Here is a 24,541-nt window from a genome sequence, read left to right as displayed (position 1 = left end):
CGCGCCAGTATTGAAGAAATTGCAAAAGTCTCTACCATAAGCCAAACCATTGCCGAGGAAATCTATGCGGCACTTCATCCTGATGCATAAGACTTAGATGAAAATACCCAATATTCTTACACTACTGCGCATTGCTTTAATCCCTATTTTCGTAGTTGTTTTCTATCTGCCGTACGAATGGGCGCCTATGGCTACCGGCATTGTATTTGCCATTGCCGGTTTTACTGATTGGCTTGACGGTTATCTTGCTCGCAAACTTGATCAAAGCTCACCTTTTGGGGCGTTTCTTGATCCCGTGGCAGATAAGCTGATGGTAGCGATCTCACTGGCTCTGCTTGTAGAAAGCTACGGCAACCTTTGGGTGACAATTCCTGCTGTAGTGATTATTGGACGTGAAATCGTCATATCAGCGTTACGAGAGTGGATGGCTGAGGTAGGAAAAAGGGCGAGTGTGGCTGTTTCTTACATAGGAAAAGTGAAAACTGCACTGCAGATGTTGGCAATTATGTTAATGATTGTGACTGAGCCTTACAGCTCAACCATTTCATGGGCTGGAATTGTAGCGCTTTATCTAGCGGCGATTCTTACATTATGGTCTATGTATCAGTACCTTAGAGCTGCTTGGCCGCACCTGTCAGAAGATATGTAAGTGGTTAATCTTTAAGCAAAAATTTTTTCTTGTTACGGTGTTGACATAAAGGAGCGGGGCTCTATAATACGCACCACTTGCTACGGCAGAGCGGGAATAGCTCAGTGGTAGAGCACAACCTTGCCAAGGTTGGGGTCGCGAGTTCGAACCTCGTTTCCCGCTCCAAATTCTGTAAAGCAAGTTCAAAGAGGCGCGGTGGCAGAGTGGTCATGCAGCGGACTGCAACTCCGTGTACGCCGGTTCGATTCCGACCCGCGCCTCCATTTAAATTAAGCACTTTTTTAGGTGCTTTTTTTATGCCCGCAAATCACGACAGCTTTCTTTCGTACTCAGTCCAAGTAGTAAGTTAGACCTGATTCTTAATTGTTTGCCTGCACGCTGTAGGAATATTCATTAAGCAGCATTGATCAACATTAGCTTCCCACTAACATAGCTACAAAGCTTTTCATCGCTGGATTCCAGGTGGAAGGAGAAGACGTGGCGAAGTAAGTATCAAGCTCGCTAATCTCTGGTGTTAGCTCTAAATAATCTATATCGAAACGCTGGCTATGAGCCCGAGCGGTGGAGAGGGGCATTAGTGTATAGCCCATGCCTGCAGCTACGCAGCCCAATATCCCATCGATACTACCGAACTCAAAAATCCTTGTAGAAGTGATACCTTCAGAAGAGAGGAATAGCTCTATTCGTTGTCGATAGCTACAGCCCTGCCTGAAGGCTATAAATGATGTTTCTATAAGTTCCTCGGAGGTGGGGAATTTATTAAGTGGCTTAGGTCCTACCAGTACCAAGCGTTCCGTGAATGCTTTAATTAGATGGAAATCGTGATGCTCTGGGCAACCGGCGATAAAGATCCCATCCACGCTGCCTTCAATGAGCTTAGCTATCAGCTCTGCCGTAGGTCCGGTATCGACGCTAAGTTCAACTGTGGGGTTATTTTTGTGGAAGTCTGCCAGAATAGGAGGTAATCGGACGGCGGTCGTCGTCTCCATTGCGCCTAAGTACAGATTGCTTGGAGCATTGTTATTCCCTTGAAACAGACCTAAAACGTCATCATGGTCTCTTAGAATGCGTTTTGCATAAGTGGCGAGGGTTTTGCCTGCGGGCGTTATTGTTGCACCGCCTCTGCGTAGAAAGAGCTGCGTACCCAGTTCGCCTTCAAGCTTCTTGATGTGAGCTGTCACATTTGATTGAACCGTGTGCTGTTTTTCTGCTGCGGCAATAAAACTTCCAGTTTCTACCACATCAATAAATAGCCTTAGCGATTTCAGTTGCATCTTACTTCTCCAACTAATCAATGAGTTCAATATAAGTGATAATTCTAATCTTTATAAATCATTTCTAGTGATCTTGTTTTGACTGTAAGCTTTTGCTTAGTTTTGAGAATCCAGTGACAGGCTGCTCGCCGGGGCATTGTCTTGCCTATTTAGCTAGCGCTGCAGTCAATTAGGGGCTTCTTACAGGCGTATCAAAGGTTTTGTGAGGAATATTCAGATATGACACTTCAACAACTTTTAGGTATTGATTTACCTATCATTCAGGCGCCTATGGCTGGAGTGCAGGGTAGTGAGCTCGCTATCGCTGTTTCTAATGCTGGTGGGGTAGGATCACTACCTTGCGCCATGCTGAGTGCTGATGCTTTGAGAAAAGAAGCGGAGGCTATTCAGAGCCAAACAGACCGTCCTTTTAATTTTAATTTTTTTGCTCATGATGCACCGGATAATGATGAAGCTGCACAACAGAGGTGGCGTGAACAGCTATCACCTTATTACGCTGAATTAGATATTGATCCAGATAATGTGCCTGCAGGCCCGGCCAGGACGCCATTTAACAAGGAAATGGCTGAGATTGTTAAGGAAATTAGACCTGCTGTTGTTAGTTTTCACTTTGGGTTACCTGCAAAGGATCTGTTGGAAATGGTTCGGGAGGCAGGTTCAAAAATCATCTCTTCTGCAACAACAGTAGAGGAGGCCATTTGGCTTGAGGGTAATGGAGTCGACGCAATTATCGCTCAGGGCGTAGAGGCTGGAGGGCATAGGGGGATGTTTCTTACAGATAATCTGGAAACTCAAACCAGCACTTTTGCCTTGCTACAACAGATCATCAATGCGGTAGACCTGCCTGTTATTGCTGCTGGTGGGATTGTAGATGCTAGCTGTGTTAATAAGGCTATAAAGCTTGGTGCTGCCGGCGTACAAGTGGGTACAGCATATTTACTATGCCTCGAAGCAAAAACAAGCGCTATTCACAGAGCTGCGCTTAAAAGTGAAGAATCGAAAGTTACTGTACTCACTAATGTTTTCTCAGGTCGCCCTGCTCGAGGAATCGTTAACAGGCTGATTAAAGAGCAAGGCCCAATAAGCTGTTATGCACCGCAGTTTCCGTTGGCTACTGCGGCTGTAGCGCCGCTTAGGTTCAAAGCTGAAAGCTTAGGCAGTGGAGACTTTACTCCGCTATGGTCTGGAACAGATACCTCCGGGTGTCGTGAAATTCCAGCCGCGGATCTAACCCGAGCTTTGTTTGGATTATAATTTTCGAATTGGTGATATTTGCGACGCGTGATGTAAGCCGAAAGAAGCGCGCAGTGGTTATCGGTTCTGTGCGGTTTAATGAGCATAGCTTCTGGAGGCTACTGCGCCTGCCTGGTGTCATTATTGTAGGTCCTGGTAAGGCCTACTGGAAAGTAATTGGGTGTATATTGGCTACCGATTATACAGTAATGATATGTTTGTAAATTACTGAAATAAAAGGGTTGCAATTTGCCTCAATATTCGGAAAATACGCTCCATCAATTTGATGGATAAAGGTTTTTCAACGGACTGCATTTCTAGCGGTATTGGTTGAATTAAAGCTTTGATTTCCATTCCTTCCCCGCCCGGGTGGTGAAATTGGTAGACACAGGAGACTTAAAATCTCCCGATCGAAAGATCGTACCGGTTCGATTCCGGTCTCGGGCACCATTTTTTCCGACTTATCTCATGTTTAGCTTTCTCATTAGTACCAGTTAAACAGCTTCAGCTGTCATAACATTGCTTGGACATTGCGGTAGCTTTACAGCCAATAGTTACATTACTCGACAAAAACAGAAATTACGTGTTTCGATACATTTTTTAGAGTAATAAAGCACAATTCAAAACGTTTTTATGTATGGTTACAGCGTTCTTGTTATATATATCAACAGAATATGAATTAGGAGCTTTCTGGAATGCGAGTAAGGAGAACATCTAAGATAAAAGCAGGGAAGGCGGCAAAGCAATATGTCTTTCGTGAAATGCCGTTTGGAGTCAGTATCGATCACGATATTGCACAGCGATTCCCTGACTTCCAGCTTAATGTTATTTTCGATGTAGGTGCCAATGTAGGCCAATCAGCTTTGAGATATGCATCAACATACCCATCTTCTGCCATTTATTGCTTCGAACCGATCAAAGCAACTCATGAGCGACTTCTGCGTAATATTGAAAGGAAGGACCATAAAGGCCAGGTTCAATGCTTCAACATGGCGCTGGGAGCTTCCGAGGGGACTGGAACCATGGTTTCTGACGGTGTTTCGACAATGAACTACTTGGTCAATGAGAGCAGGACTCATGCCGCAAATTTAAAGAAGACTGAATCAGTCAATATCTCAACGCTAGATGAATTCTGTAAGGCTAATCAGATTAGCAAAATAAGCTATTTAAAAATTGACACTGAAGGTGGAGATCTCGATGTATTAAAAGGTTCAGAGGAGCTGCTTAATACAAAGGGCGTCGATATTGTTGAAGTAGAAGCAGGAATGAACCCCAATAATAAGCACCACGTCCCACTTGAAATCCTAAAGGCATTTCTTGAAGAGAATAGCTATTTCATCTTTGGTATTTATGAGCAAGTTAACGAATGGCCTAAAAGAGAACCTCATCTTCGCCGCTCTAATATAGTATTTATTTCAGAGGAAATGATCCGTAATTCTAGAAGAAGATAACATTTAAAATATGACACTGGCTTCCTCCAAGCAGGAGTGCATCGCTTCAGTTCTCAAGCTAATCAGCCCTTCATAACTATTTGTACTGATTACAAAATTGCCCCAAAAGAGGAGTGTACTAAGGCTAATGACAGATAGTCTTTCTCAAAGTCTTGCAGAATATCAAGGTTCAGAGCAGGCGAATACTATTAAGGCAATTTTACTGATTGAAACCGATGAAAGGCTAGGCAGAGACTTTGCTTCACTAATTAGTGGCTACGTATCTATACATGGGTCTACAGCCAATAATCTAATTATTTGGGACGATTTGTTAAGCTTTGAGAGTGTTAATGAGGTGTTTCTAGTAAGTAAACTATGCTTTCATACGCTCCAGAGGAAGACGGCGAACCGAAATCAGATCTTGTTATAGAGCATCCAGTCATTGTTGATGAAGTGAATCGTCAGAGCCAGATTGATAACACTGACATATTTTTAGTGTGAGGGGTAAAGCGATAGATGAGGTAGGAGCGGCTTAGATTGTGGCTGCTTTTCCTGCTCCTCTTATTTATTCAGAATTGGCGAGTGGGCCAAAACTTCAAACTGAAGGCTTACAGAAAAGCTTTTATCTTTTCCTGAAAGAGATCAATATCCACATTCGCAGTTTGGTCGGACTCTCTACGCCCCTGGGGGTTTTGCCGGGAAGATTTGTAGTTCTTCTCCATCTGCTTTCGCTTATCGCTGTTCTTTCTGCGGTCTATTATGGATTTTCTCCGCTCCACGCCATCATATTGCGAGAATAGGTAGTTTTTTCGCCATTCATCAGCGAGCTGTAGAGTTTTAAGCTCCGGGCTAATTGCCTCTCCAGTCTCGTCGCTGGTCCAGTAAAAGACAATCGAGCCAGAATCACTAAGATCTTTAACTAATTTCATAGAGTGTGTCGTGCAAGCCATACCAATATTTACTGTAGTTTACGATGTAAGAGGCGTGTTTGAATTTATATGAATTATTTTCAATTTTTTTGTGACTGTATCAGATAAATACGCCCTTAAATAATTGTTGCTATAACGCTATGTTTTGAAAGGAATTATATTATCTTATTTTAAAACGTTCCTCAAAGCCCTTATTTACTGTACTTCGGTACAATAGATCTGTTTGAAAAAGAAGGTTAAAAAGTGGTCTAAGCTTAATGCAGGCTTTATGAAAAAAGTTATGGGTTGCTAAATCCGTGGCTCTGATAGACAAGCAACACAGGGAAAGGTGTTTGAATCTGTTGCTATACTTGCAGTGTTAGGAATTTAGCTAGATAGCAGCAAGAAGGAATTTGAGAAAGATGGTTGGCGATCTACCGAAAGGTATTCTTATTCTGGTCGTTGCCGGTGTTATTGGCAGCCAGGCTATGAATGCGCTTGATATCGATTATCTTGCGCAGAGCCCTAATACGCCTAGTCAAAGCTCCTCCCCCAAAAAAGCAGATAGCTCAGCAGAGCAGATTCAGGCAATTCTGGCTGGCGCTGACCCTACTGATGTTTTTGAGCCAACAGCTGCTGGTAAAAAAATAAATTATCTTTGTGATACAGGATTTATTGCTGGTGATTTGGACGCTAATAAGTTCTCAAAAATCAGCTATGCATCTGTAGATGCTGGTGATCTTACCTATATCCAGATATCTCATTATTCGCCTTCATACTTGGTGCAGGAAAAATATCAGACTGTTTCTGCTACTGAGGTTTCCGAGGTGCCTCAGGATGTGAAGCGGAGGCTAGAGGAGGCCATTAGCAATCCAGTAGGATGCAGTGAGCATGACCTCTACCTGTCCAAAATTAGCTACTTGGATTGATTAACTGGCTCTCCTGAATTCAGCTAGATAGATTTCCTATAAAGATAGCTGTATCGATCATTCTATTAGAAAACCCCCACTCGTTATCGTACCAGGCAAAAACCTTGGCTTGGTTTCCGCTGACTATTGTTTGCGTGCTGTCAAAAATACAGGACGAGGGGTTGTGGTTAAAGTCCACTGAAACCAATGGCTTATCGCTATATTCTAGAATGTTACGCAGCTTTCCGTATGCAGCATCTTTGACCAACTGATTGATTCTTTCGGCATCTGCTGGGTTTGTGGTTTCGATTGTTAAATCAACCAAGGAAACATTGGATGTTGGGACGCGCACAGCTAGTCCGCTCAGTTTTCCTTCTAATTCTGGCAGTACGAGGCCTACAGCACTGGCTGCGCCTGTTTTGGTAGGGATCATGGATAATGCGGCTGATCTGGCGCGATACAGATCGCCAGTGTAAGCATCCGTTAAGTGCTGATCATTGGTATAGGCATGTATTGTGGTCATTATGCCTGATTTGATGCCAATCCCTTCATGTAAAATTTTGGCAAGCGGAGCTAGGCAGTTTGTCGTGCAAGAAGCGTTAGAAATGATGCGGTGCTCATTAGCAAGCTTTTGATGATTTACTCCATACACAACAGTCGCATCCGCATTTGTTGCTGGGGCGGAAATAAGAACTTTTTGTGCTCCAGCTTCTAAGTGCAGGGATGCTGAGTCTTTATCAGTGAACCTTCCAGTGCATTCCATCACAAGGTCTACATCGAGTTCTTTCCAGGGTAGGGCGCTGATATCTGTTTCGCTCAGAACTCGAATTTTGTCGTTATTAATCATCATATAGCCGTTAGAGACGGTAATGGAGTGGCTGAATCTACCGTGCACGCTGTCATATTCTGTTAAATGTGCATTAATCTCTGGATCGCAAAGATCGTTAATTGCAACAATCTTTAGTTCGTTTTGCTTATCTGACTCGTATAGCGCCTTGAGGATGTTTCTACCAATACGCCCGTATCCATTTATTGCTACTCGAATAGACATAAAGAGCCTCCTGGCTATCTGCTTACAAAATCCTGACGTTAATAATCAGCATAGATGAAATAGCTGGAATCATTTTCTAAAAGCTCAATTCAGGAGGAATAAAGTAAGATTTAGATATATAATATGTACCATATAATACATATTGGATATTTTATATGGCGATCAATACGCAGGAGCTGGCCAAAAAGGCTGCTGATGAGCTACTGATGGAAGGCGTTAGACCTACTCAGCAGAATGTAAGGGATAGGCTGGGTAGCGGGTCAATCACAACGATAAACAAGGCGCTTAGTGCATGGTGGCTGGAGCTTGGAGAGAGGCTAAAGGCAAACAGTTCTCACCCAATGATTCCTGACCCAGTGGCTGAGAGCGCAAGCAAACTGTGGGTGCAGGCCCTGGCGTATGCGGAGCAAAGCCTTGAAGAAAGACGGCATAAGCTTGAGTCTGATTATCGCAAGCGAATGAGGGATGCGTCTGAAGGTAGCAAAGAAGATCAGCAGGAGTTGAAAGAGCTTCGTTCGCAATGCTTAAGGTTGCTGCAGGATAATGAGCGGCTTAATGATGGAAAGCTTGAACTGCAATTGAAGTTAGCTGAGAGTGAAAATGGAATTATGTCGGTGCGACTAAAAAATGAGTCGCTCGAGAGGGAGTTGAAGCAGCTAAATGCGGCAGGTAAGGGCGGCGGAATAGATGAATATATTGAGCTTCAGGTAAGTAACAGGACGTTGAAGGAGGAAAACAAACGTCTTTCTAAACAAATAGATACACTGGTAACTGAAAAATCATCATTGCAGCTTGAAATTGCACGTCTAGAGCAGCAGAATCAAGACTCTAAAAGCGTATGACTAATGACTTGATTCTCTGAATCGAACTACGGGTAGCGATCATAGATGGATATAATGCTGAGCTCTGAGGCTGATGAGGCAGAAATAATTGAGGCGCTGCATAAGTGCGGTCTTGATGATGCTGTCTGCTGTCAGAATGAGCGATCCTTTAAGCAGGCTAAGCTGCTACTGGTGAAGGAAAAGCTAAAAAACGTGACAATTCAGTTGCTTGATGATGATGGTTATGCGATTCGTCAGGTGACAAGCAAGCCTAAAAAGAAAAATAGCGATCAGCTTAATGCGCGGCAGAGAGCGGTTGTTAGTGCTCTTGAGAAGGTTTTTCTTCATTGCAAAAAGGAAGGTGTGCAGCTTGTTGGGTATAGTGATGAGCTTGTTGCGCTGCCTGGGCATATTTCCCCCGAGGATGTATCCAGTTCGGGTGCTTTGGATATCAATTGTCACGGTGTCTACAAGGGTGCTGATGCTATACTTCCTGAAACTGGGCAGTGATAGACTCTAAAGTAGTAATTTTAACTTCATGTTTTTAAAGTAGTATCAGGCTGACTCAGAATAAAAGCATTTCCTAAAACTCTCGGGAATAAAGTCGATGGGCAATCCAATTAAGGTTCTTTTGGTCGATGATCATCCTCTTGTGAGGGCGGGATTTCAGCGCCTTCTTATTTCTGATGAAAGCATTGAGATCGTGGGTGAGGCTGACAATGGTCAATCTGCTTGCGAAATGTATGCAAGTCATGAGCCTGACGTAGTGATCATGGATTTAAATATGCCAGCGGATAATGAATCAGCTGAGGTTGAGGTGAGTCTAAATGGCGGGCTAGGGGCGATAAGGAGAATTATCTCTCATGATCCTAAAGCAAAAGTGCTTGTTCTCACGGCTATGGAGATAGATCCATTTCCAGCGCATGTCGTAAACGCTGGCGCAAAAGGCTTTCTTACTAAGCGGTGTTCGCCAGATGAGCTGCTTCAGGCTGTTAAGGCGATTCATGGCGGAGAAGAGTATATAACTGAAGAGATTCGCTCCAGAATTAGCGGTAACAGCTCTTCCGATGAGATTTCTCTGGCGGGGCTAACTCGGCGAGAACTTCAGGTTTTCTCGCTTCTAGCTGAGGGCAAAACCGTTTCGCAGGTAGCGGAAGCTGAGTGTCTTAGTCCTAAGACTGTTCATGCTCATAGAACAAATATTTTCCGTAAATTAAAAATTAGCAATAATTCTGAGCTAGTTCACCTCGCAATTCGTCACAATATCGTCCAAGCTTAAGATATATCTATTCTGTGCGTAGAGGCGTGATCTTATGGATTGCTTAGACTTCACTGAATTGCATCTTGAAACCGAGCTTCTCTGGAATGAAATCTCTGTAGGCGACAGTGTAATGCTGGACGCTGATCTCTACGAATCAAATACCTTTAAGCTTCACAAATATCAGCCTTACGAGGTTGTGGCCAAGCTCCACAATATTGCTCCTGAAGCGTCTATGCTTGTAGTTGAATCCGATGTCACAGGTGAGCTTATAAATCTCCATCCTGCGCTTTTGTGTAGCTATCAGTCTGCTGATAATCCTGCATTTCCGTCCCAATAAGTAAGTTCTTACTATGGCTAACAGTCTTAGTGTATGGGCTTTTGTTGATTTTTATATATTCGCATAATATATATTATGTTAAATACAGTATTTGAATATGTAGGTATGACTACCTCCTGCTTTGTGAAGATGGTAATTGAACATATAACCTTATATGGGCAGTTGAAATTATCGCGCGGAGAGCGTCGAAGAATTGTGTTTTGCGGGGAAAGTATCAAAAAGAACAACGTAGCTCACGCTGTTCTTTTCTGTTGCTATGATAAGTTGATTATCAAGATGACCAGCCAGTTACTGCTTTAACTTCTAGAAAATCTTCAAGCCCCCAAATTCCGCCTTCGCGGCCATTGCCGGATTGTTTGTAGCCACCAAATGGTGATCCAGCTCCCATAGGCTGCCCGTTGATCTGGACCATGCCAGAACGAAGTTGGCGAGCCACGCGATTTGCTTTCTCTCCATCTTGAGTCTGAATATAGTTGGTTAAGCCGTAGGGTGTGTCATTGGCTATAGCAATTGCTTCTTCTTCGCTATCGAACGGAATAATCGTAAGCACGGGGCCAAAAATCTCTTCCTGAGCTATGGTCATCTGGTTGTTTGCATCGGCAAATACGGTAGGTCGTACAAAATAGCCCTTATTTAGCCCTTCAGGTTTACCCAGGCCGCCAGCAACGAGTTTTGCGCCCTCTTCTATCCCTTTGTTGATAAGAGTCTGGATCTTTTGATATTGAAGCTCAGATACCACAGGTCCGATATGACGTCCCTCTTTAGACGCGATGTCAGCAGTTGTTTGTTCTGCGACCTTCGCTGCTGTCTGAACTGCTTTGTCATAGATGGGGCGCTCTACAAGCATGCGTGTAGGAGCATTACAGGATTGTCCTGAGTTGTTAAAACAGTGGCGAACGCCACGAGTAATGGCCTTATCATCAGCATCCGCAAATACAAGATTTGCTCCTTTCCCGCCAAGCTCTAGGCTAACTCGCTTTACTGTGTCAGCAGCATTTTTTGAGATGGCGATTCCTGCTCGCGTTGAGCCAGTGAATGAGATCATATCTATATCAGGGTGCCCTGATAGTTGACTGCCCACTCCTAGTCCGTCTCCATTAACTAAGTTAAATACACCAGCGGGAAAACCGGCTTCGTCAATCATCTTGGCAAACAGCATGGAAGACAGAGGCGAGATTTCTGAAGGTTTTAAGATCATAGTGCAGCCGGCCGCCAGCGCTGCAATCACCTTCAATGCAACCTGGTTCATTGGCCAGTTCCATGGCGTAATCAGTCCGCAAACACCAATTGGCTCATGGAGAATCATGTTATCTGGCGCATGCTTACCCAATGGACGCTCAAACTCAAAGGCCTTAAGGGCGCGAATAATATTTTTAATATGAGCGACTCCGGCTCCGCACTGAGCTGTTTTTGCTAGCGCAATTGGAGCTCCCATTTCAGTTGAGATAGCTTCGGCCATCTCTTCTGAGCGCGCCATATAGATTTCCAGTAGCTTTTCCAAAAGCGCGACACGCTCTTCTTTGCTTGTCTCGCTCCAGGCATTAAAAGCGTTTTTTGCTGCAGATACTGCTGTATCGGTATCTGCTTGGCCGCCAAGTGAAATTACAGCGCAAGCCGCTTCGTTAGAAGGATTGATAACCTCTAAGTCATTTGTCTGGATTGGAGAAACCCATTGGCCGTTTATGTAAAAAGCGCGCTTATCTAGCATTCTTGTAATCCTTATCAGAGCTGTCGTATTAACTAATTCTAATATCCTAGCTGCGCCAGACTAAAAGTCACGCTATTAGTCATTATTTGAATCAAGAAAGGGGTCGGGAATGGTTTTTGAGCGGGTTTTGGGAGGTGTGTTAGGGCTTAGGCAGGAAGGTTGGACAGTTAAGCTGAGTCAGTTAAACCTATTGCGTCGAAGAGCTGGGAGTTTAAGGCTTGGTATTGCGCCAATAGAGGTGCTTAAGCTTATCGCGTCAATATTTCCTTTTTTGCTTCAAGGGCTAGTCGTTATGCATATTCCCTCAACTGCCCTAACCTTTCCCAAGCCATTTTTTGAAGGTTTTGTAGTTTTTTATTAGCAAGAACCATTAGGCAGTCCTGCTCAGACCATTCATAAGGCTCAGATAGCGATACGCGTTCGATCTGCAATTTTCTGGAGCGCGCCTTTCTTTCAGCTGCAGTCATTGATTTAGAAAATATAGTTTTTCTGCCTCGCTTAACTGGCTCTTTGATGCCTGGAAGAGTCTGCGTATGCCTATCTAAACGATCAATCATTTTTCTACCCTGCCTGCGATTTATTAACTTTAACTGCTTGTAATTATATAAGTGACAGTCACAGAAATCAACCAATTTTATCCCTAAATTGGCATTTCACTGATTAAAGTAGTGGGTTAGAAAGTGGATTTAATATGTTGTTTTTGTTGGGCTCGTGTTTTGCTTTCTTCTTGCTTTGGGTGGGAGGTGAATTACGGGTCAGTCACTAAATGCTTACTCAGGACATTCGAAGTCCGCCGTCAAGTCGTATCACTTCCCCGTTGAGATATGGGTTCTGAATAAGATGCTCTACCAGCTGTGCGAACTCCAGTGGTTCCCCAAAACGCTTAGGATGCTCTATCTGTTGTTGCAATGTATGCCGGACTTTATCCGGCATGTGCTGCATCATTTCGGTATCAAAAACACCTGGAGCAATTGCGTTAACACGTATCCCATATTCAGAAAGCTCTCTGGCTGCAGGTAAAGTTATCCCAACAATCCCCGCTTTACTGGCTGAATAGGCCGCTTGCCCTTTCTGGCCTTCGTAAGCGGCAATGGATGCGGTATTGATGATAACTCCCCTCTCGTCATGTTCTGGTGCGTTGTGAGCCATCTGTTCGGCACATTTGCTCATTACATTAAAGCTTCCGATAAGATTAGTGTTTATAACTTCATGAAAATGAGCCAAAGGCAAAGGGCCATGGCTACTCAGAATTTTCTCTGCAGGGGCGATGCCTGCACAGTTAACGCAGATATGGATAGCGCCAAACAGATTCATAACCTCTTCTATCGCCATTGCGACTGGTTGCTCGTCAGTAATATCTATTGCGTAACTAAGTATGTTTGAATCTGAGCTCAGACCGCTGCTATTCAAATCAAATATGGCTAATTTGGCGCCTAGAGCGCTAAGGTGATAACAGGTTGCTTTACCTAAACCAGAACCACCACCTGTGACTACAGCAACTTTCCCTTGTATTTGCATGACCCTATCCTCCTTTGACTTGAAGTGCTTCTAGCGCTATTGCTGTCGCTTCACCGCCACCAATGCATATTGCTGCTACTCCTTTGCTTAGTCCTTTCTGCTGTAAAGCATGCAGCAGGGTGACAATGATACGCGCTCCAGAACAGCCTAATGGGTGCCCCAAAGCACAGGCACCTCCATGGATATTGACTCTTTTATGATCGATATCGAGTTGCCTCATTGTAATAATCGGTACTACAGCAAAAGCTTCATTAATCTCATAAAGATCTACTTCATCAGTTTGCCAGTCAATTTTGCTGAGCAGTTGTTCTATCGCTTGTGCAGGGGCAAGCGGATAATCGCCGGGCTTACAGGCATAACTAGTATGTGCTCTGATAAGAGCAATAGGGATGAGGCTATTTTGATTAACTGCTGTTAATGTGCTTAAACAGACCGCTGCCGCCCCATCGGATATGGAACTGGAGTTGGCCGCAGTTATTGTTCCATCTTCCTTGAAAACTGGCCTTAGCCTGCTGATTCGCTCAAGGTCGATCTCTGTATTTATTTCGTCGTCACACACTGTACCAACCGGATATATCTCAGAAGTAAAACCATTGCTCTGGGTGGCATGGATTGCTCGCTTCTGTGATTCAATCGCATAGTCATCCATCTCTTGTCGACTGATAGAAAGGCGATCGGCTATCTCCTGTGCATAAACACCCATCAGCTTACTTTCAAAAGCGTCTTCAAGGCCGTCAGTAAACATTGAGTCCTTTGTGCAGCCATGACCGATACGCTTTCCTTTGCGCATATCTGCGATAAGATAAGGAGCGTTGCTCATGCTTTCCATGCCGCCAGCGACAATCACCTGTGAGCTTCCGGCAATTATTTGGTCGTAAGCATCCATAATGGACTTCATGCCAGAGCCGCAAACTTTATTGATGGTGGTGCAAGGCGTATTGGTGCTCAGACCTGCGTTAAGCGCGGCCTGTCTAGCAGGTGCCTGACCCAAACCTGCCGTTAATACGCATCCCATTATCAGCTGATCAACTTCATTTGCAGACAAGCCTGACTGTTGTAGGCATGATTTAATCGCGGCACCCCCAAGCTGTGGAGCGCTGTACTGGCTTAACGCCCCCAAATATTTTCCAATGGAGGTTCTGGTGGCGGATAGGATAGCAACTGCATCGCTGTTCGAAGGCATATTATTCTCCTTCTAATATCAGGATCAGGCGTTTTTCCACTCAGGTTTACGTTTCTCTAAAAACGCCTGAATTCCTTCTTTCTGATCTTTAGTGCTAAACAGTTTGACAAAATACTCACGCTCCATGTTCAAACCGGGTGTAAGAATAGTTCTGGACTGTTGTATCAGCTCTTTACAAAGCGCAATACTTGTAGGGCTTTGCTCTGCGACTTGATCGGCAAATTGAAACGCTCTTTGCAATGAATTTCCCGGTTCTACTATCTCTTCAATAATGCCTAGCTCCAGCGCTTTATCGGCAACAAGTGTTTCGCCGCAGAGGATCAGACGTTTAACCCAGCCCTCCCCGGCTAAGCTTAAAAGTCGTTGCGTTCCTCCCGCGCAAGGCAGTAGGCCGACTTTGGCCTCCGGTAGCCCAAGTGAGCAATGCGCTTCACCTATTCGTATGTCGCATGCCAGAGCGCACTCAAGCCCGCCTCCCATGGCGATACCATTGATAGCGGCAATGGATACTCCTTTGAAGTTGCTAAGTGCCTCAAATGCTTTACCGAAACTGTCAGTTATTTCTTGTGCATTAGAAGGATTGGCAGAAGCGAACATTTTGAGATTGGCACCTGCTGAGAAAAACTTTTTGCCTTGACCTGTAATAATCAAACTTTGAATCTGACTGTTTTGGTTAAGGCTGGTAACTGTTCTATACAACTGATCCAGGGACTCTAAATCCCAGGTGTTGGCAGGTGGGTTGTTGATTGTGATTAGGGCTGTATGAGCCGAAAGCTTTACCTGTAATTTCTCAGTCATAGGCTACCTGGTAACTGTGGAAGCTATTATTGAAATTATAGGTAAAGAATCGTCTATGCGGGTTTGCTGGTGAGTTATTAGGTTGATTAGCGCCCGAAAAACTGGTCGATCATTTCAGGGAGATCGTCAAATACACTCATTTCAAACTTGTCGATCTCCATATCGAAATGGGCGAAGTAACGTGAAGCATGTTCTCTGGATAGCGGACGTTTTCGTAATGCATAGTCCAGCTCTGGAAGAGTTTTGTCATGGCGAGGGACAACCTGCCAATTTACAAAACCTGGATGGAGCTGACTTAATTTTTTATTCGCGCCATTACAAAACTTATCGACATGCTCAACACCTTGAGGGCCAAGGCAACCGGGTTCAATACGGAAGATGACTGTTATTCTTTTGTCTTCAGGGATTTGCATTGTTTCTGTGTCTAAAAATTCTAATTATTTCAACAAGTTTACATAAGAAACCGACAGCTTTCTGGTCTACTTTAGAAGGAACTGGCCTCATACTCTAACAGGAGCATGCTTTGCTTTCTAACTATATGATGTAAATTGATTTATAATCCGCGTCCGCCAACATATTGATGTCATATTAAAAGTCACATAAAAGGTCCGCTATGAAATTTTCCGCATTAGATTTGTCACCAGAGATTCAACAAGCTCTGGATGAGTGTGACTACTCTGACATGACGCCTATTCAGCAGAAAGCTATTGTTCCGGCGCGCCGTGGTAAAGATATTCTGGCCAATGCGCAGACTGGAACAGGTAAAACGGCAGCTTTTTCATTGCCTATCCTGCAACAGATGGCGGATAGACCGAAAACAATTGAGTCAGGCTTTGTGCGAGCAATAATCCTTACGCCTACGCGTGAGTTAGCCCAGCAGTTGGCAGAAACCATTGGTCGTTACAATAAACACCTAAATCTGCGAATGCTGGCGGTTTATGGTGGTGTTAATCTGGATACGCAGCAGAAAAAGCTACGCCATGGCGCAGATATTCTGATCGCTACACCAGGTCGATTATTGGAACACGTGTCTGCCTGTAATGTGAATCTGGCTAAAACTGAGTTTGTTGTGCTCGATGAGGCTGATCGCATGTTAGATATGGGCTTTGTCACTGATGTGCTTACGATACTTAAGCAAACTCCTGATAAGCGCCAGACAATGCTTTTTTCTGCCACCCTGTCTGATGCGGTTCATAAGCTTTCTCGACAGATTCTAACCCGTCACGAACAGATTAAAGCAGCACCGCAAAACGTTACTGCGGATACAGTTGAGCATGTGGTTTATCCGGTAGAGGAAAAACGTAAAGCCGATCTGTTTGCTGAGCTGATTAAAAAACATAACTGGTTCCAGGTGCTTGTGTTTACCAGCACAAAGGCTCAAGCCAATGAGCTAATGATGGATCTTAAATACGACGGTATTGATGCAGTGATCTGTCATGGAGACAAAAGCCAGGGTGCGCGTCGCAGAGCCGTTGCTGATTTCAAGGCTGGTAAAGTCCAGGTTTTAGTCGCTACGGAGGTAGCAGCACGCGGTTTGGATATCAAAGGCCTTGAGCATGTAGTTAACTACAATCTGCCCTATTTGGCTGAGGATTACGTGCATCGCATCGGCCGTACTGGTCGTGCTGGGCAGAAAGGTCAGGCAATCTCTTTCGTTAGTCGAGAAGAAGAAACCGCGTTGGCTAATATAGAGCGCCTTATAGGCTCATCGATAAAGCGTATTTTTATGCCGGGTTTTGAAGTGGGTAGCCGTGATGGGTTGCGCAAACGAATCCATAAGAAAGGTCCGAAAAAACGTACTAACAAAGCAACTCGTACACAAATTATCGGTAAGAAGTCTGCAGCTAAGAAAAAAAATAAATAAACCTAAAAAAATGAGAGCCTGTAGTTCTGTGCTACACGCTCTCATCCACATTACATCAAGTTACACTACATAAAATCATGGCTCTCGTAGGAACGTCGTTTCATGGAGCGTTCGTGCATGTAGTTGTCTGAATCCTGTTTGTTTCGCTTTGTTTTTGTTGTTTTCTTTCGTGGTCGAGCATCCGACTCAAAATCCAAAAGCTCATCGTCCATGTCATCATGATTGAACGGTAGATCGCCCAATCGAAGTTTACTGCTCATAGTCTTTTCCGGTCTCTATTGCTTATAAACTTGTGGCGAACGCTATGTCGCCAGTAATCAATAAGCACCCATAAAAACCTGTTTTGATGACTATTCAATTACCGGGTTATGACAATTTCTATTCAGTTGTGATCTGGTCAAGGTTGATGGCCGTCTCGAACTTATTACGGCGCAGAGATATTAATGAGCGAAATTTACGTAGATTAGGATCACTAGCCAGATCGCGGCGAGCAAAGGCTTCATAAGCTTCCATATCTGAAACAAGAACCACTAATACAAAATCAACATCGCCTGTGACTTGGTAGCACTGCGTAACTTCATGGGCGGCCTGCATCTTACGCATAAAAGTATCATGAACATCAAGCTGATCGCGGTTCATCTCTACTTCGACGATGATATTTATAGTGCGCCCAAGTAGTTTAGGGTTTAGCAGGGCTACATCTGCCATGATGATCCCCTCTTCTCTTAAGCGTCGAACACGCCGCAGGCACGCTGGAGGCGAAAGGCCTACCTCTTCAGCTAAAGCCTGGTTGCTAATCCTGTTATCAAGTTGCAGGCATTTAAGGATATGGCGATCTATGCGGTCTACGTTCATATCTAAAGATTTCATATTTAGTCAATATTTATTAATTTTATTGCAAAAAACTAGAAAAAATAAAATCTATATTTGCTTTCAGAGGGTTATTTAAAATCATAAGCAGAATAACTCATCTAAACTGTACCTCTTTTTTCGTCTATCTCGGTTTTCAGAATGAACAGGTTAAGCGTCAATCATATTATGACTACCACTCTCCCAGAGTTAGGGCGGGAGATCTATGATGTGTGCGCTCTACTCTTCAAGCTGACAATCCCAGTAGTCATCGCTGTCAAAATTCTGGATGAGCTTGGGGCTATTCCTTATATCAGCGCCGTATTAGAGCCGCTTATGTCGCTCGTTGGGCTGCCTGAGAGTATGGGACTGGTCTGGGCAACAACTCTGCTGACTAATATGTATGGCGGTATGTTGATCTTCTTTCAGGCTGCGCCTCAGGAAAACCTGACAATCGCTCAGGTGACTGTCTTGAGTAGCATGATGCTAATCGCTCACAGCCTTCCTCTTGAGCTTCGCATCACCCAAAAAGCTGGCATGCGGCTGCCAGCGGCCTTTGCTCTGCGGTTTATCTGTGCTCTGGTGCTAGGAGTGTTTCTTCACTACTCCTATCAATGGGGATGTTGGCTGCAGGAACCGGCTCAACTGCTTTGGCAGCCAGAAATCCCTGATGACCGTTTTTCTACTTGGCTAATTACCCAGGGGCAGAGCCTTTTAATGATCATACTTATTGTCAGTGTGCTGCTTGCCCTGCTCCGTCTGCTGCGTTGGTTGCACGTTGAACGCTTTATGATCTGGTTGTTACAGCCACTTCTTAAGTTGATGGGAATTGGCCCACAGGCAACATCATTAACCATAATCGGGGTAACCCTCGGGCTCTCTTTTGGTGGCGGGTTACTTATCAAAGAGGCAGAGAGTGGGCGTATCAGTGCTAAAGACTGCTTCTCAGCTCTTTGCCTACTGAGCTTATGTCATAGCATCATTGAAGATACCCTGCTTGTATTGACATTAGGTGCGGATCTATCGGGCGTTCTCTGGGCTCGATTATGTTTCAGTCTCATGCTGGTGGCCATAATCACACGCCTGCTGACAAAGCTAAGCATCGAGCAACAACACCGATTCCTCTATCAGGATGTTTCGCTGAAAAAAAGGGAGTCAGTTGATGCCGGATAAGGAATATGCCAAGGGCGTTTATTTCGCCATCGCGTCATTTGTGATGTGGGGGCTGGTGCCGATCTATTTCAAAGCGGTTGATCATGTCTCGGCCCTGGAAGTGATCTCACACCGAGTGGTCTGGTCCTGTGTTTTTTTAGGCCTGGTTGTTCTGATTAGCGCAGGTGGCAAACAGATTATTTCTATTTTTAAGCAGCCAAAATTGCTATTGGGTTTATCGCTGTCTGCACTAGTTATCTCTATAAATTGGTTGGTGTTTATCTGGGCAGTTGCTCAAGAAAGAGTTGTTGAAACAACCTTGGGATATTTTATTAACCCGTTGATAAATATAGTCTTTGCTATGTTTATTTTTGGTGAGCGGTTACGCCCCTTGCAATGGGTTGCGGTAGCTCTGGCCGGAATTGGTGTGGGATATCAGCTATTGCTATTGGGTGAACTACCTTGGATAGCGATCACACTGGCAGTAAGTTTCTCGCTATACAGCGTATTACGGAAAAAGATCCCGGTAGATGCTATCAGCGGTCTTTTTATTGAAACATTATGGCTACTGCCAATGGCGTTGATATACATGTTTTGGCTATATCAGGAAGGAAGTCTGCAGCTTGTTACAGAAGACAGCTCAACTTTCTGGTTGCTGATATCGGCGGGGCTGGTAACCAGTCTGCCGTTGCTCGCATTTGCTGCAGGCGCAAGAAGAATCAGCCTCACTTTGACAGTGATTGATTCAGTATATAGGGCCAAGTATTGCTTTCATGATTGCGGTTTTCTACTTTGGAGAACCCATGGATATGCAGCGTTTGGTGACCTTTATCTTTATTTGGGTAGCTTTAATCGTTTTCAGTGTTGAGGGTATTCACCGACAGCGGCATCTGAAAAAGATGTCCGAAGAGCTCTAGCCCTACCCTTTGTCTCAAAATCACAGTAAAGTTCTGCCCGAAATTTAGTTAGATAGATTAGTGGCTTTGACATATGAGTATGGAATCCCTGCAAACCCGTTTCTTTGAATTGCGTAGCAATCGTTTTTTTGAGTTGTTTGTTGTCTCTGTAATTCTTTTTTCTGCACTGGTAATCGGCGCTAAAACCTACGATATACCAGAAAACGTACTTACTGCGATCAGTTGGTTGGATACAGGTATAACCCTGTTTTTCCTAGTTGAGATCACTATCCGTTTTATCGGTGAGCCGGATAAAAAGCATTTCTTTAAAAATCCCTGGAACCTGTTCGATACATTGATTGTGGTTGTCAGTTTGATTCCAATTCAGGACAGTGAAATGGCGTTGGTAGGCCGCTTGATTCGTATCTTCAGGGTCCTGCGTATGGTGTCTATTGTTCCTGAATTACGCTTGTTGCTGAACTCATTAATAAAAGCCTTGCCTCAATTGGGCTACGTTATCCTGCTGATGTTTATCATTTTTTACATCTACGCAGCGATCGGAGCGTCTTTCTTCGCCAATATCAATGAAAGCCTCTGGGGTGATATATCTATCGCTATGCTGACCCTATTCCGGGTGATGACATTTGAGGACTGGACCGATGTGATGTACGAGACAATGGCGGTGTATCCGTTCAGCTGGCTCTTTTATCTCACTTTCATCTTCCTCACTACCTTTGCTTTCTTGAATATGGTGATTGGTATCGTCGTGAATGTTATGGAAAATGAGCACGCTCAAGAAGAGAAAGAGAAAGCGTTGGCAGAAGGTCAGCTCACGATTGAAGATCTTTCAAATCAGATTGAAGAGCTGAAAGCCCTAATCGAAGAAAAGCACAGAGATAAATAGTAGCTCTGAGATGTACTTGTTGAACACTTCTGCTTCAGTTGTAGCCGCCCTCTGAAGCAGAAACCATTGCTTTAATAGGTTACCTGTTGCGACCAATCTTCGATGAAATAGGATTCCATCAACCTCTTCAGTTCACCGCTCTCCCTTTTCTGGTGGAGGTATTTGGTAAACGCTTCATTCAGCCCGCTATAGTTTTTTTGACTGTCCGAGGTGAACAAAACCAGCGAGTTATAGCCGGTAAAAGAGCTGGCCGAAACTTTATAGTCTTTAGCTAAACGAGGATTGTTACCCAGGTGGTTTTTCAGGCTGTTGAACTCCCCGACCAGAATCTTGGTTCTTCCAGTACGAAGCATTTCAAAGCCCCTGCTAACCGAATTCACCCCTTTGATTGATATTACGTGCGACGGAGACTTGGAGTGAAGGTTCAGGAAAGTTTCTCGTAATGAAGGGGGAAGATTTATAAAGCACACCTCCTCCCCGACAAGGTCGGCCTCACTTAATACTAAGAAATCGCTTTTGACGCTACTCGCGATACCGGAATAACTCACACCAAGTACAGAATTAAAGCTCTGTAGCCTGCTGTTATAACGAATATCCTTGGAATTCAGAACTCCAAATTCGAGCTGGCCCGTTTCTACCATTTGTGAAATGCGAAATGGTGGTAAGGCAAAAAACTGAACATCCGGTTCTGATTTTGCGTGCAGCTGAAAAAACTCTTCGACCAACTCTCTGATGTAACCTTTTTTGTCATCCCCTTCGCAGAAGTAAGGACACTCAAGAACAATTCCCACGCGAGTTATCGCCTGAACACTCGCAGGAATTAAAAGGAGGCACAGAAGAAGCGTTCTAATATCCATTTTGGACCTTAGTGTTTGGCCTTTAATTTGTACTCCCAGTTTTTTTGATTCCATGGCAACTCAAGCTTGTTGATGGGTATGCCGTACCAACCTGAATAGCTCTGTAATGTTTCTTTGGTTACCGGGAAGGTTGGGACCAGGATTTGATAGGGGACCTTTTCTCCATTTAAGATTTGCAGAGCTGTCCGTGCGGTCACTCGACCTAATTCTGCGCAAAACTGGGCGCTGTCAATTTGTGTAATGCCTTTGTCTTTTGTGATGTTTTTGATAGAGATGGGATCTCCATCTACCGTGGCGTGCAGGATTTCAAAGCGTTTTGCTTTTTGCAGCTCTGTAACCATGCTTAGGCCTCCGCCATCATTCACACTAAAAACCACATCTATACTGCCTCTCTTTGGGAAATCCTTGATGATAGTTTCCCCTGCTATTTTCCCAGCTACGGGCTCTACGGCCTCATAAGTTTTTAGTATTTTGTAACGTTGTGAATTGTTTTTTAATGCGGCGAGAAAGCCTTCCACTCGATCGATCGTCGAAGAAACACTTGGATACTCGACCATGACAATTTTTACTTCATATTCCTGATCGAAGCTGGATGCGACATATTCGCCATTCAGATAACCTGCCTGAAAATTATCCGATGTCACAAAGCTCGCTAGCGTGCCTCCAAGTATGTACTGATCATAAGCGACTACAGGAATACCATGCTGATTGGCTTCGATGAGTGAATCTTTGAGAACTGCATTATTCGTGGGCTGGACAATGATGATATCCGGTTTGCTTTGAACCATGGCTTTCATCTGTTTGATTTGATTGCGAATGCCCTGAGCGCCATCACCAGCAACAAGAGGTTCGTATCTTATAGGGACTTCGGATCCTTCTAACACTTCTTCAATCCCTTTGCGCATCGCCACTTGCCCCTCTATTGTTGAAGACCAATACAGTACCCCCACTCTTTTCTCTACAGGGGATTCTTCTGCTTGTAGGGGCATAATAAACACTGCGCTAACCAGAAGGAGTAAGAAATTAAAATGATGTAGATAGGATGCTTTGTGAGCACCATTGAACCTGTTATTCATAGTTACTCTCACTATATTTGCTCGTGCTTTGTCACATGCCTTGGTACATGTATTGGTACGTTTTTTGGTACAACAGGCGGGGTCGGTCTTCCTGACAATAACCACTGCTCAGGACGTTGTATCAGAAGATTTGATTGCCATATGCGGTATATGAATAAATATAGCAGGGAATTTAAGTAGGGCTTTGTGAGGGTGACGAATGATTAATTCGTTCTTGGTGCGATTAAGAGCGCTTAAGGATCGATGAAGGTGATTTCAATCTCATCGTGATGCGGAGAAATAGAATTGTTTTGCACAAACAACTGATCGCAGATCGCGCACCATTCTGCGTTATTGCTATCGCCTATCTGTTGCAGTGCTTTCGCCCAAAGCTCCTTGTTTTGTGCTATGAGAGCCTCACTGCATTCACTGCAATTAGCTTCCTTATTCCCTTTGCTCATTTCGCAATCCCTGATATGAATTAGTGTTATTTTACCTTTTTATTAGATGTTATGCATATTTGTTTTCAAAATGGTGAAAAGAACCTTTTATTTAGGTTGGTAAGCACAATACCCAGGTTTAGGGCCTATTTGGGGATGATTACGGCAAGTGTTTGGCCTGTTATGGTAGATGTCGCAAAGGCGAGTTTTCTGGTTTAGATAGATACAATCATCATTCGAATATCGTGATAGTGTGTATATCTCTCTTTTATGATTGAAGTGCCCAACGATACCCTCTTTCATTAAGCGTTTGGCTAAGCGCTTAGCAGGTTCAGATTCTTCAAACTCGTCCACGACGCCCATTCGCACAAGATCTGAGAACTTTACTTCTACGGGTAGGCTGCAGCAGGTGCCTCTGCAGCTCTGACATAAACTTGCTTTGTACTTGGCCCAGGTTGAAAGATTATCAACATTGGCGGCGGGAATTTGCTTGCTCATAAAAACTATTAAGTAGATCTAAGACGGTGGAAATCGGGCGGCGATAATAGCATTATTTTCATGTTTTCAGTTAATTTGAGTAAGTGGTTTTGTCAAAGCAGTTACCCGAACAAGTGTTAGAGTTGTTTCATAGACCACCTCGCTGGCGCTTTATTGATGAGCCGCTCGCGGCGGATCCCCTTCAAGCGTTAGAGCGAGACACGTATTTACTAAAAGAGGTTGCGTCAGGAAAGCGTGGGGCTACTGCCAGGCTCTGGGAAAACCCTCAATGTCTTGTTGTAACAAGGAAAGAAACCCGTTTTCCTGGCTTTTCTGAAGCCAGAGAGCAGCTACCAAACGAAGGTTGGCCTGTTATTGTTCGAGAAAGTGGTGGTACAACAGTTCCTCATCACCCGGGGATTTTGAATTTTAGTCTGATTTTCCCTCAATATCCCGATATCCATTTCGATCTGGATACCGTGTACATGGCTCTATGTGAGCCAATCAGGCTTGCTCTGAAGACACTGAATCTCGATGCCGAGTATGGAGAAACCAAAGGTTCCTATTGTGATGGACGATACAATCTAAATGTTAGGGGGCTGAAAATTACAGGTACTGCACAAAAAATAATGGTATCGCCACCTAATGATAAAGGGATAAAACAAGCCGTATTAGCTCAGGCTATGTTAATGGTTGATGCTGATGCTGCAGGAGGGACGCATTGGGTTAATCGATTTTATGAACTGGCAGGAAATGATAGGCGTTTTGACCCCGATGTTTCTACCTCTATCAAAGACCTGTGGGATGACAGTGATTCAGATACAGATATAACACTAATGATGAGAGATCTATTGCAGCAGGCGTTTATTCAGCTAACAAGGTGATGATCGTGCCTATGCAATAAATGCAATATTAGTGACATATTCGTTATATAGAATGACGCTTAGTTCACGGAAACGAATACATGG

General features: G+C 44.1%; 29 protein-coding genes and 3 tRNA genes. 17 read left to right on the top strand and 15 right to left on the bottom strand.

The annotated features are described in order from the left end of the window. The first annotated feature begins 97 nt into the window (after positions 1–97). The 3 genes from pgsA (at position 98) to GY843_RS02735 (ending at position 912) form a co-directional block, all read left to right on the top strand. A complete protein-coding gene (pgsA, locus tag GY843_RS02745) occupies positions 98–649 on the top strand; it encodes a CDP-diacylglycerol--glycerol-3-phosphate 3-phosphatidyltransferase (RefSeq protein ID WP_297306263.1) in 552 nt (183 codons plus the stop codon). 90 nt (positions 650–739) lie between these two features. Continuing rightward, positions 740–814 (top strand) — tRNA-Gly (locus GY843_RS02740). 24 nt (positions 815–838) lie between these two features. Further along, positions 839–912: transfer RNA gene (locus GY843_RS02735), tRNA-Cys, on the top strand. Between the two features lie 150 nt (positions 913–1,062). Here GY843_RS02735 and GY843_RS02730 read toward each other — a convergent pair. Further along, positions 1,063–1,923: a LysR family transcriptional regulator gene (locus tag GY843_RS02730; protein WP_297306261.1), complete on the bottom strand. Its 861-nt coding sequence runs from the start codon at positions 1,921–1,923 to the stop codon at positions 1,063–1,065. A 219-nt stretch (positions 1,924–2,142) separates the two neighbouring features. On the opposite strand from GY843_RS02730, the gene GY843_RS02725 reads away from it, so the two are divergent. From GY843_RS02725 to GY843_RS02710, 4 genes are all read left to right on the top strand, one after another. Beyond that, positions 2,143–3,177: a nitronate monooxygenase gene (locus GY843_RS02725; RefSeq protein WP_297306259.1), complete on the top strand. Its 1,035-nt coding sequence runs from the start codon at positions 2,143–2,145 to the stop codon at positions 3,175–3,177. A 342-nt stretch (positions 3,178–3,519) separates the two neighbouring features. Beyond that, positions 3,520–3,606, top strand: a tRNA-Leu gene (locus GY843_RS02720). Between the two features lie 245 nt (positions 3,607–3,851). Continuing rightward, complete coding sequence (locus GY843_RS02715; RefSeq protein WP_297306257.1) at positions 3,852–4,607, top strand: FkbM family methyltransferase; 756 nt, start codon at positions 3,852–3,854, stop codon at positions 4,605–4,607. A 354-nt stretch (positions 4,608–4,961) separates the two neighbouring features. Next, on the top strand, positions 4,962–5,087 hold the full coding sequence (locus tag GY843_RS02710; protein ID WP_297306255.1) for a hypothetical protein: 126 nt from the start codon (positions 4,962–4,964) through the stop codon (positions 5,085–5,087). Positions 5,088–5,194: 107 nt separating this feature from the next. Here the strand turns inward: GY843_RS02710 and GY843_RS02705 are convergent, their stop codons facing one another. Continuing rightward, a complete protein-coding gene (locus tag GY843_RS02705) occupies positions 5,195–5,515 on the bottom strand; it encodes a hypothetical protein (RefSeq protein WP_297306253.1) in 321 nt (106 codons plus the stop codon). A gap of 401 nt (positions 5,516–5,916) precedes the next feature. On the opposite strand from GY843_RS02705, the gene GY843_RS02700 reads away from it, so the two are divergent. Next, positions 5,917–6,423, top strand: a complete 507-nt coding sequence (locus GY843_RS02700) for a hypothetical protein (protein ID WP_297306251.1) — start codon at positions 5,917–5,919, stop codon at positions 6,421–6,423. Between the two features lie 19 nt (positions 6,424–6,442). On the opposite strand, the gene gap is transcribed toward GY843_RS02700, so the two are convergent. After that, positions 6,443–7,453 (bottom strand): type I glyceraldehyde-3-phosphate dehydrogenase, encoded by a 1,011-nt coding sequence (gap, locus tag GY843_RS02695; RefSeq protein ID WP_297306249.1) that lies wholly within the window; start codon positions 7,451–7,453, stop codon positions 6,443–6,445. Positions 7,454–7,608: 155 nt separating this feature from the next. Between gap and GY843_RS02690 the strand changes: the two genes are divergently transcribed. From GY843_RS02690 to GY843_RS02675, 4 genes are all read left to right on the top strand, one after another. Beyond that, on the top strand, positions 7,609–8,295 hold the full coding sequence (locus GY843_RS02690; protein WP_297306247.1) for a DNA-binding protein: 687 nt from the start codon (positions 7,609–7,611) through the stop codon (positions 8,293–8,295). 54 nt (positions 8,296–8,349) lie between these two features. After that, on the top strand, positions 8,350–8,784 hold the full coding sequence (locus tag GY843_RS02685) for a response regulator (protein WP_297306245.1): 435 nt from the start codon (positions 8,350–8,352) through the stop codon (positions 8,782–8,784). 97 nt (positions 8,785–8,881) lie between these two features. Further along, positions 8,882–9,553 carry a response regulator transcription factor gene (locus GY843_RS02680; protein ID WP_297306243.1) on the top strand — a complete coding sequence of 224 codons (672 nt, stop codon included), beginning with the start codon at positions 8,882–8,884 and terminating at the stop codon, positions 9,551–9,553. Positions 9,554–9,587: 34 nt separating this feature from the next. Next, a complete protein-coding gene (locus GY843_RS02675; protein ID WP_297306241.1) occupies positions 9,588–9,872 on the top strand; it encodes a hypothetical protein in 285 nt (94 codons plus the stop codon). 271 nt (positions 9,873–10,143) lie between these two features. On the opposite strand, the gene GY843_RS02670 is transcribed toward GY843_RS02675, so the two are convergent. The 6 genes from GY843_RS02670 to GY843_RS02645 form a co-directional block, all read right to left on the bottom strand. Further along, positions 10,144–11,580: an aldehyde dehydrogenase family protein gene (locus GY843_RS02670; RefSeq protein ID WP_297306239.1), complete on the bottom strand. Its 1,437-nt coding sequence runs from the start codon at positions 11,578–11,580 to the stop codon at positions 10,144–10,146. 290 nt (positions 11,581–11,870) lie between these two features. Then, positions 11,871–12,137, bottom strand: a complete 267-nt coding sequence (locus GY843_RS02665) for a hypothetical protein (RefSeq protein WP_297306237.1) — start codon at positions 12,135–12,137, stop codon at positions 11,871–11,873. A 217-nt stretch (positions 12,138–12,354) separates the two neighbouring features. Further along, positions 12,355–13,098, bottom strand: coding sequence for an SDR family NAD(P)-dependent oxidoreductase (locus GY843_RS02660; protein WP_297306235.1), 744 nt, complete (start codon positions 13,096–13,098; stop codon positions 12,355–12,357). Between the two features lie 4 nt (positions 13,099–13,102). After that, complete coding sequence (locus GY843_RS02655) at positions 13,103–14,281, bottom strand: thiolase family protein (RefSeq protein WP_297306233.1); 1,179 nt, start codon at positions 14,279–14,281, stop codon at positions 13,103–13,105. A 24-nt stretch (positions 14,282–14,305) separates the two neighbouring features. Further along, positions 14,306–15,079 (bottom strand): enoyl-CoA hydratase, encoded by a 774-nt coding sequence (locus GY843_RS02650; protein WP_297306231.1) that lies wholly within the window; start codon positions 15,077–15,079, stop codon positions 14,306–14,308. 86 nt (positions 15,080–15,165) lie between these two features. Continuing rightward, on the bottom strand, positions 15,166–15,492 hold the full coding sequence (locus GY843_RS02645) for a hypothetical protein (RefSeq protein ID WP_297306229.1): 327 nt from the start codon (positions 15,490–15,492) through the stop codon (positions 15,166–15,168). Between the two features lie 200 nt (positions 15,493–15,692). Between GY843_RS02645 and GY843_RS02640 the strand changes: the two genes are divergently transcribed. After that, positions 15,693–16,943 (top strand): DEAD/DEAH box helicase, encoded by a 1,251-nt coding sequence (locus GY843_RS02640; RefSeq protein WP_297306227.1) that lies wholly within the window; start codon positions 15,693–15,695, stop codon positions 16,941–16,943. 65 nt (positions 16,944–17,008) lie between these two features. On the opposite strand, the gene GY843_RS02635 is transcribed toward GY843_RS02640, so the two are convergent. Together GY843_RS02635 and GY843_RS02630 are read right to left on the bottom strand one after the other, a co-directional pair. Continuing rightward, a complete protein-coding gene (locus GY843_RS02635; RefSeq protein ID WP_297306225.1) occupies positions 17,009–17,203 on the bottom strand; it encodes a hypothetical protein in 195 nt (64 codons plus the stop codon). A gap of 118 nt (positions 17,204–17,321) precedes the next feature. After that, a complete protein-coding gene (locus tag GY843_RS02630; RefSeq protein WP_297306222.1) occupies positions 17,322–17,813 on the bottom strand; it encodes an Lrp/AsnC family transcriptional regulator in 492 nt (163 codons plus the stop codon). A 141-nt stretch (positions 17,814–17,954) separates the two neighbouring features. On the opposite strand from GY843_RS02630, the gene GY843_RS02625 reads away from it, so the two are divergent. The 3 genes from GY843_RS02625 (at position 17,955) to GY843_RS02615 (ending at position 20,744) form a co-directional block, all read left to right on the top strand. Then, positions 17,955–18,965, top strand: coding sequence for a hypothetical protein (locus GY843_RS02625; protein ID WP_297306220.1), 1,011 nt, complete (start codon positions 17,955–17,957; stop codon positions 18,963–18,965). Then, positions 18,955–19,812: an EamA family transporter RarD gene (gene rarD, locus GY843_RS02620; protein WP_297306218.1), complete on the top strand. Its 858-nt coding sequence runs from the start codon at positions 18,955–18,957 to the stop codon at positions 19,810–19,812. The genes GY843_RS02625 and rarD overlap by 11 nt, the downstream gene beginning before the upstream one ends. Before the next feature lie 122 nt (positions 19,813–19,934). Further along, positions 19,935–20,744, top strand: a complete 810-nt coding sequence (locus GY843_RS02615) for an ion transporter (RefSeq protein WP_297306216.1) — start codon at positions 19,935–19,937, stop codon at positions 20,742–20,744. Between the two features lie 71 nt (positions 20,745–20,815). Here the strand turns inward: GY843_RS02615 and GY843_RS02610 are convergent, their stop codons facing one another. The 4 genes from GY843_RS02610 to GY843_RS02595 all read right to left on the bottom strand — a co-directional run bounded on the left by GY843_RS02610 (position 20,816) and on the right by GY843_RS02595 (position 23,594). Continuing rightward, positions 20,816–21,601 (bottom strand): hypothetical protein, encoded by a 786-nt coding sequence (locus GY843_RS02610; RefSeq protein WP_297306214.1) that lies wholly within the window; start codon positions 21,599–21,601, stop codon positions 20,816–20,818. A gap of 8 nt (positions 21,602–21,609) precedes the next feature. Further along, on the bottom strand, positions 21,610–22,677 hold the full coding sequence (locus GY843_RS02605) for a substrate-binding domain-containing protein (protein WP_297306211.1): 1,068 nt from the start codon (positions 22,675–22,677) through the stop codon (positions 21,610–21,612). Positions 22,678–22,910: 233 nt separating this feature from the next. Beyond that, positions 22,911–23,117, bottom strand: a complete 207-nt coding sequence (locus GY843_RS02600) for a hypothetical protein (RefSeq protein WP_297306209.1) — start codon at positions 23,115–23,117, stop codon at positions 22,911–22,913. An 87-nt stretch (positions 23,118–23,204) separates the two neighbouring features. Continuing rightward, entirely contained in the window at positions 23,205–23,594 is a 390-nt protein-coding gene (locus GY843_RS02595) for a YkgJ family cysteine cluster protein (protein WP_297306207.1), read from the bottom strand. A gap of 122 nt (positions 23,595–23,716) precedes the next feature. Here GY843_RS02595 and GY843_RS02590 point away from each other — a divergent pair, with 122 nt between their 5' ends. Next, complete coding sequence (locus GY843_RS02590; protein WP_297306205.1) at positions 23,717–24,457, top strand: hypothetical protein; 741 nt, start codon at positions 23,717–23,719, stop codon at positions 24,455–24,457. Positions 24,458–24,541: the final 84 nt, after the last annotated feature.

It is taken from the genome of Neptuniibacter sp. (assembly GCF_024231755.1).
Classification (GTDB): domain Bacteria; phylum Pseudomonadota; class Gammaproteobacteria; order Pseudomonadales; family Balneatricaceae; genus Neptuniibacter.
This window is presented reverse-complemented; position numbering and strand designations above follow the sequence as displayed.

Excerpts from the sequence above, each read along its gene's own strand:
- pgsA (WP_297306263.1), top strand. The coding sequence starts at position 98 with ATGAAAATACCCAATATTCTTACACTACTGCGCATTGCTTTAATCCCT.
- GY843_RS02730 (WP_297306261.1), bottom strand. The coding sequence starts at position 1,923 with ATGCAACTGAAATCGCTAAGGCTATTTATTGATGTGGTAGAAACTGGA.
- GY843_RS02725 (WP_297306259.1), top strand. The coding sequence starts at position 2,143 with ATGACACTTCAACAACTTTTAGGTATTGATTTACCTATCATTCAGGCG.
- GY843_RS02715 (WP_297306257.1), top strand. The coding sequence starts at position 3,852 with ATGCGAGTAAGGAGAACATCTAAGATAAAAGCAGGGAAGGCGGCAAAG.
- GY843_RS02710 (WP_297306255.1), top strand. The coding sequence starts at position 4,962 with ATGCTTTCATACGCTCCAGAGGAAGACGGCGAACCGAAATCAGATCTT.
- GY843_RS02705 (WP_297306253.1), bottom strand. The coding sequence starts at position 5,515 with ATGAAATTAGTTAAAGATCTTAGTGATTCTGGCTCGATTGTCTTTTAC.
- GY843_RS02700 (WP_297306251.1), top strand. The coding sequence starts at position 5,917 with ATGGTTGGCGATCTACCGAAAGGTATTCTTATTCTGGTCGTTGCCGGT.
- gap (WP_297306249.1), bottom strand. The coding sequence starts at position 7,453 with ATGTCTATTCGAGTAGCAATAAATGGATACGGGCGTATTGGTAGAAAC.
- GY843_RS02690 (WP_297306247.1), top strand. The coding sequence starts at position 7,609 with ATGGCGATCAATACGCAGGAGCTGGCCAAAAAGGCTGCTGATGAGCTA.
- GY843_RS02685 (WP_297306245.1), top strand. The coding sequence starts at position 8,350 with ATGCTGAGCTCTGAGGCTGATGAGGCAGAAATAATTGAGGCGCTGCAT.
- GY843_RS02680 (WP_297306243.1), top strand. The coding sequence starts at position 8,882 with ATGGGCAATCCAATTAAGGTTCTTTTGGTCGATGATCATCCTCTTGTG.
- GY843_RS02675 (WP_297306241.1), top strand. The coding sequence starts at position 9,588 with ATGGATTGCTTAGACTTCACTGAATTGCATCTTGAAACCGAGCTTCTC.
- GY843_RS02670 (WP_297306239.1), bottom strand. The coding sequence starts at position 11,580 with ATGCTAGATAAGCGCGCTTTTTACATAAACGGCCAATGGGTTTCTCCA.
- GY843_RS02665 (WP_297306237.1), bottom strand. The coding sequence starts at position 12,137 with ATGATTGATCGTTTAGATAGGCATACGCAGACTCTTCCAGGCATCAAA.
- GY843_RS02660 (WP_297306235.1), bottom strand. The coding sequence starts at position 13,098 with ATGCAAATACAAGGGAAAGTTGCTGTAGTCACAGGTGGTGGTTCTGGT.
- GY843_RS02655 (WP_297306233.1), bottom strand. The coding sequence starts at position 14,281 with ATGCCTTCGAACAGCGATGCAGTTGCTATCCTATCCGCCACCAGAACC.
- GY843_RS02650 (WP_297306231.1), bottom strand. The coding sequence starts at position 15,079 with ATGACTGAGAAATTACAGGTAAAGCTTTCGGCTCATACAGCCCTAATC.
- GY843_RS02645 (WP_297306229.1), bottom strand. The coding sequence starts at position 15,492 with ATGCAAATCCCTGAAGACAAAAGAATAACAGTCATCTTCCGTATTGAA.
- GY843_RS02640 (WP_297306227.1), top strand. The coding sequence starts at position 15,693 with ATGAAATTTTCCGCATTAGATTTGTCACCAGAGATTCAACAAGCTCTG.
- GY843_RS02635 (WP_297306225.1), bottom strand. The coding sequence starts at position 17,203 with ATGAGCAGTAAACTTCGATTGGGCGATCTACCGTTCAATCATGATGAC.
- GY843_RS02630 (WP_297306222.1), bottom strand. The coding sequence starts at position 17,813 with ATGAAATCTTTAGATATGAACGTAGACCGCATAGATCGCCATATCCTT.
- GY843_RS02625 (WP_297306220.1), top strand. The coding sequence starts at position 17,955 with ATGAACAGGTTAAGCGTCAATCATATTATGACTACCACTCTCCCAGAG.
- rarD (WP_297306218.1), top strand. The coding sequence starts at position 18,955 with ATGCCGGATAAGGAATATGCCAAGGGCGTTTATTTCGCCATCGCGTCA.
- GY843_RS02615 (WP_297306216.1), top strand. The coding sequence starts at position 19,935 with ATGAGTATGGAATCCCTGCAAACCCGTTTCTTTGAATTGCGTAGCAAT.
- GY843_RS02610 (WP_297306214.1), bottom strand. The coding sequence starts at position 21,601 with ATGGATATTAGAACGCTTCTTCTGTGCCTCCTTTTAATTCCTGCGAGT.
- GY843_RS02605 (WP_297306211.1), bottom strand. The coding sequence starts at position 22,677 with ATGAATAACAGGTTCAATGGTGCTCACAAAGCATCCTATCTACATCAT.
- GY843_RS02600 (WP_297306209.1), bottom strand. The coding sequence starts at position 23,117 with ATGAGCAAAGGGAATAAGGAAGCTAATTGCAGTGAATGCAGTGAGGCT.
- GY843_RS02595 (WP_297306207.1), bottom strand. The coding sequence starts at position 23,594 with ATGAGCAAGCAAATTCCCGCCGCCAATGTTGATAATCTTTCAACCTGG.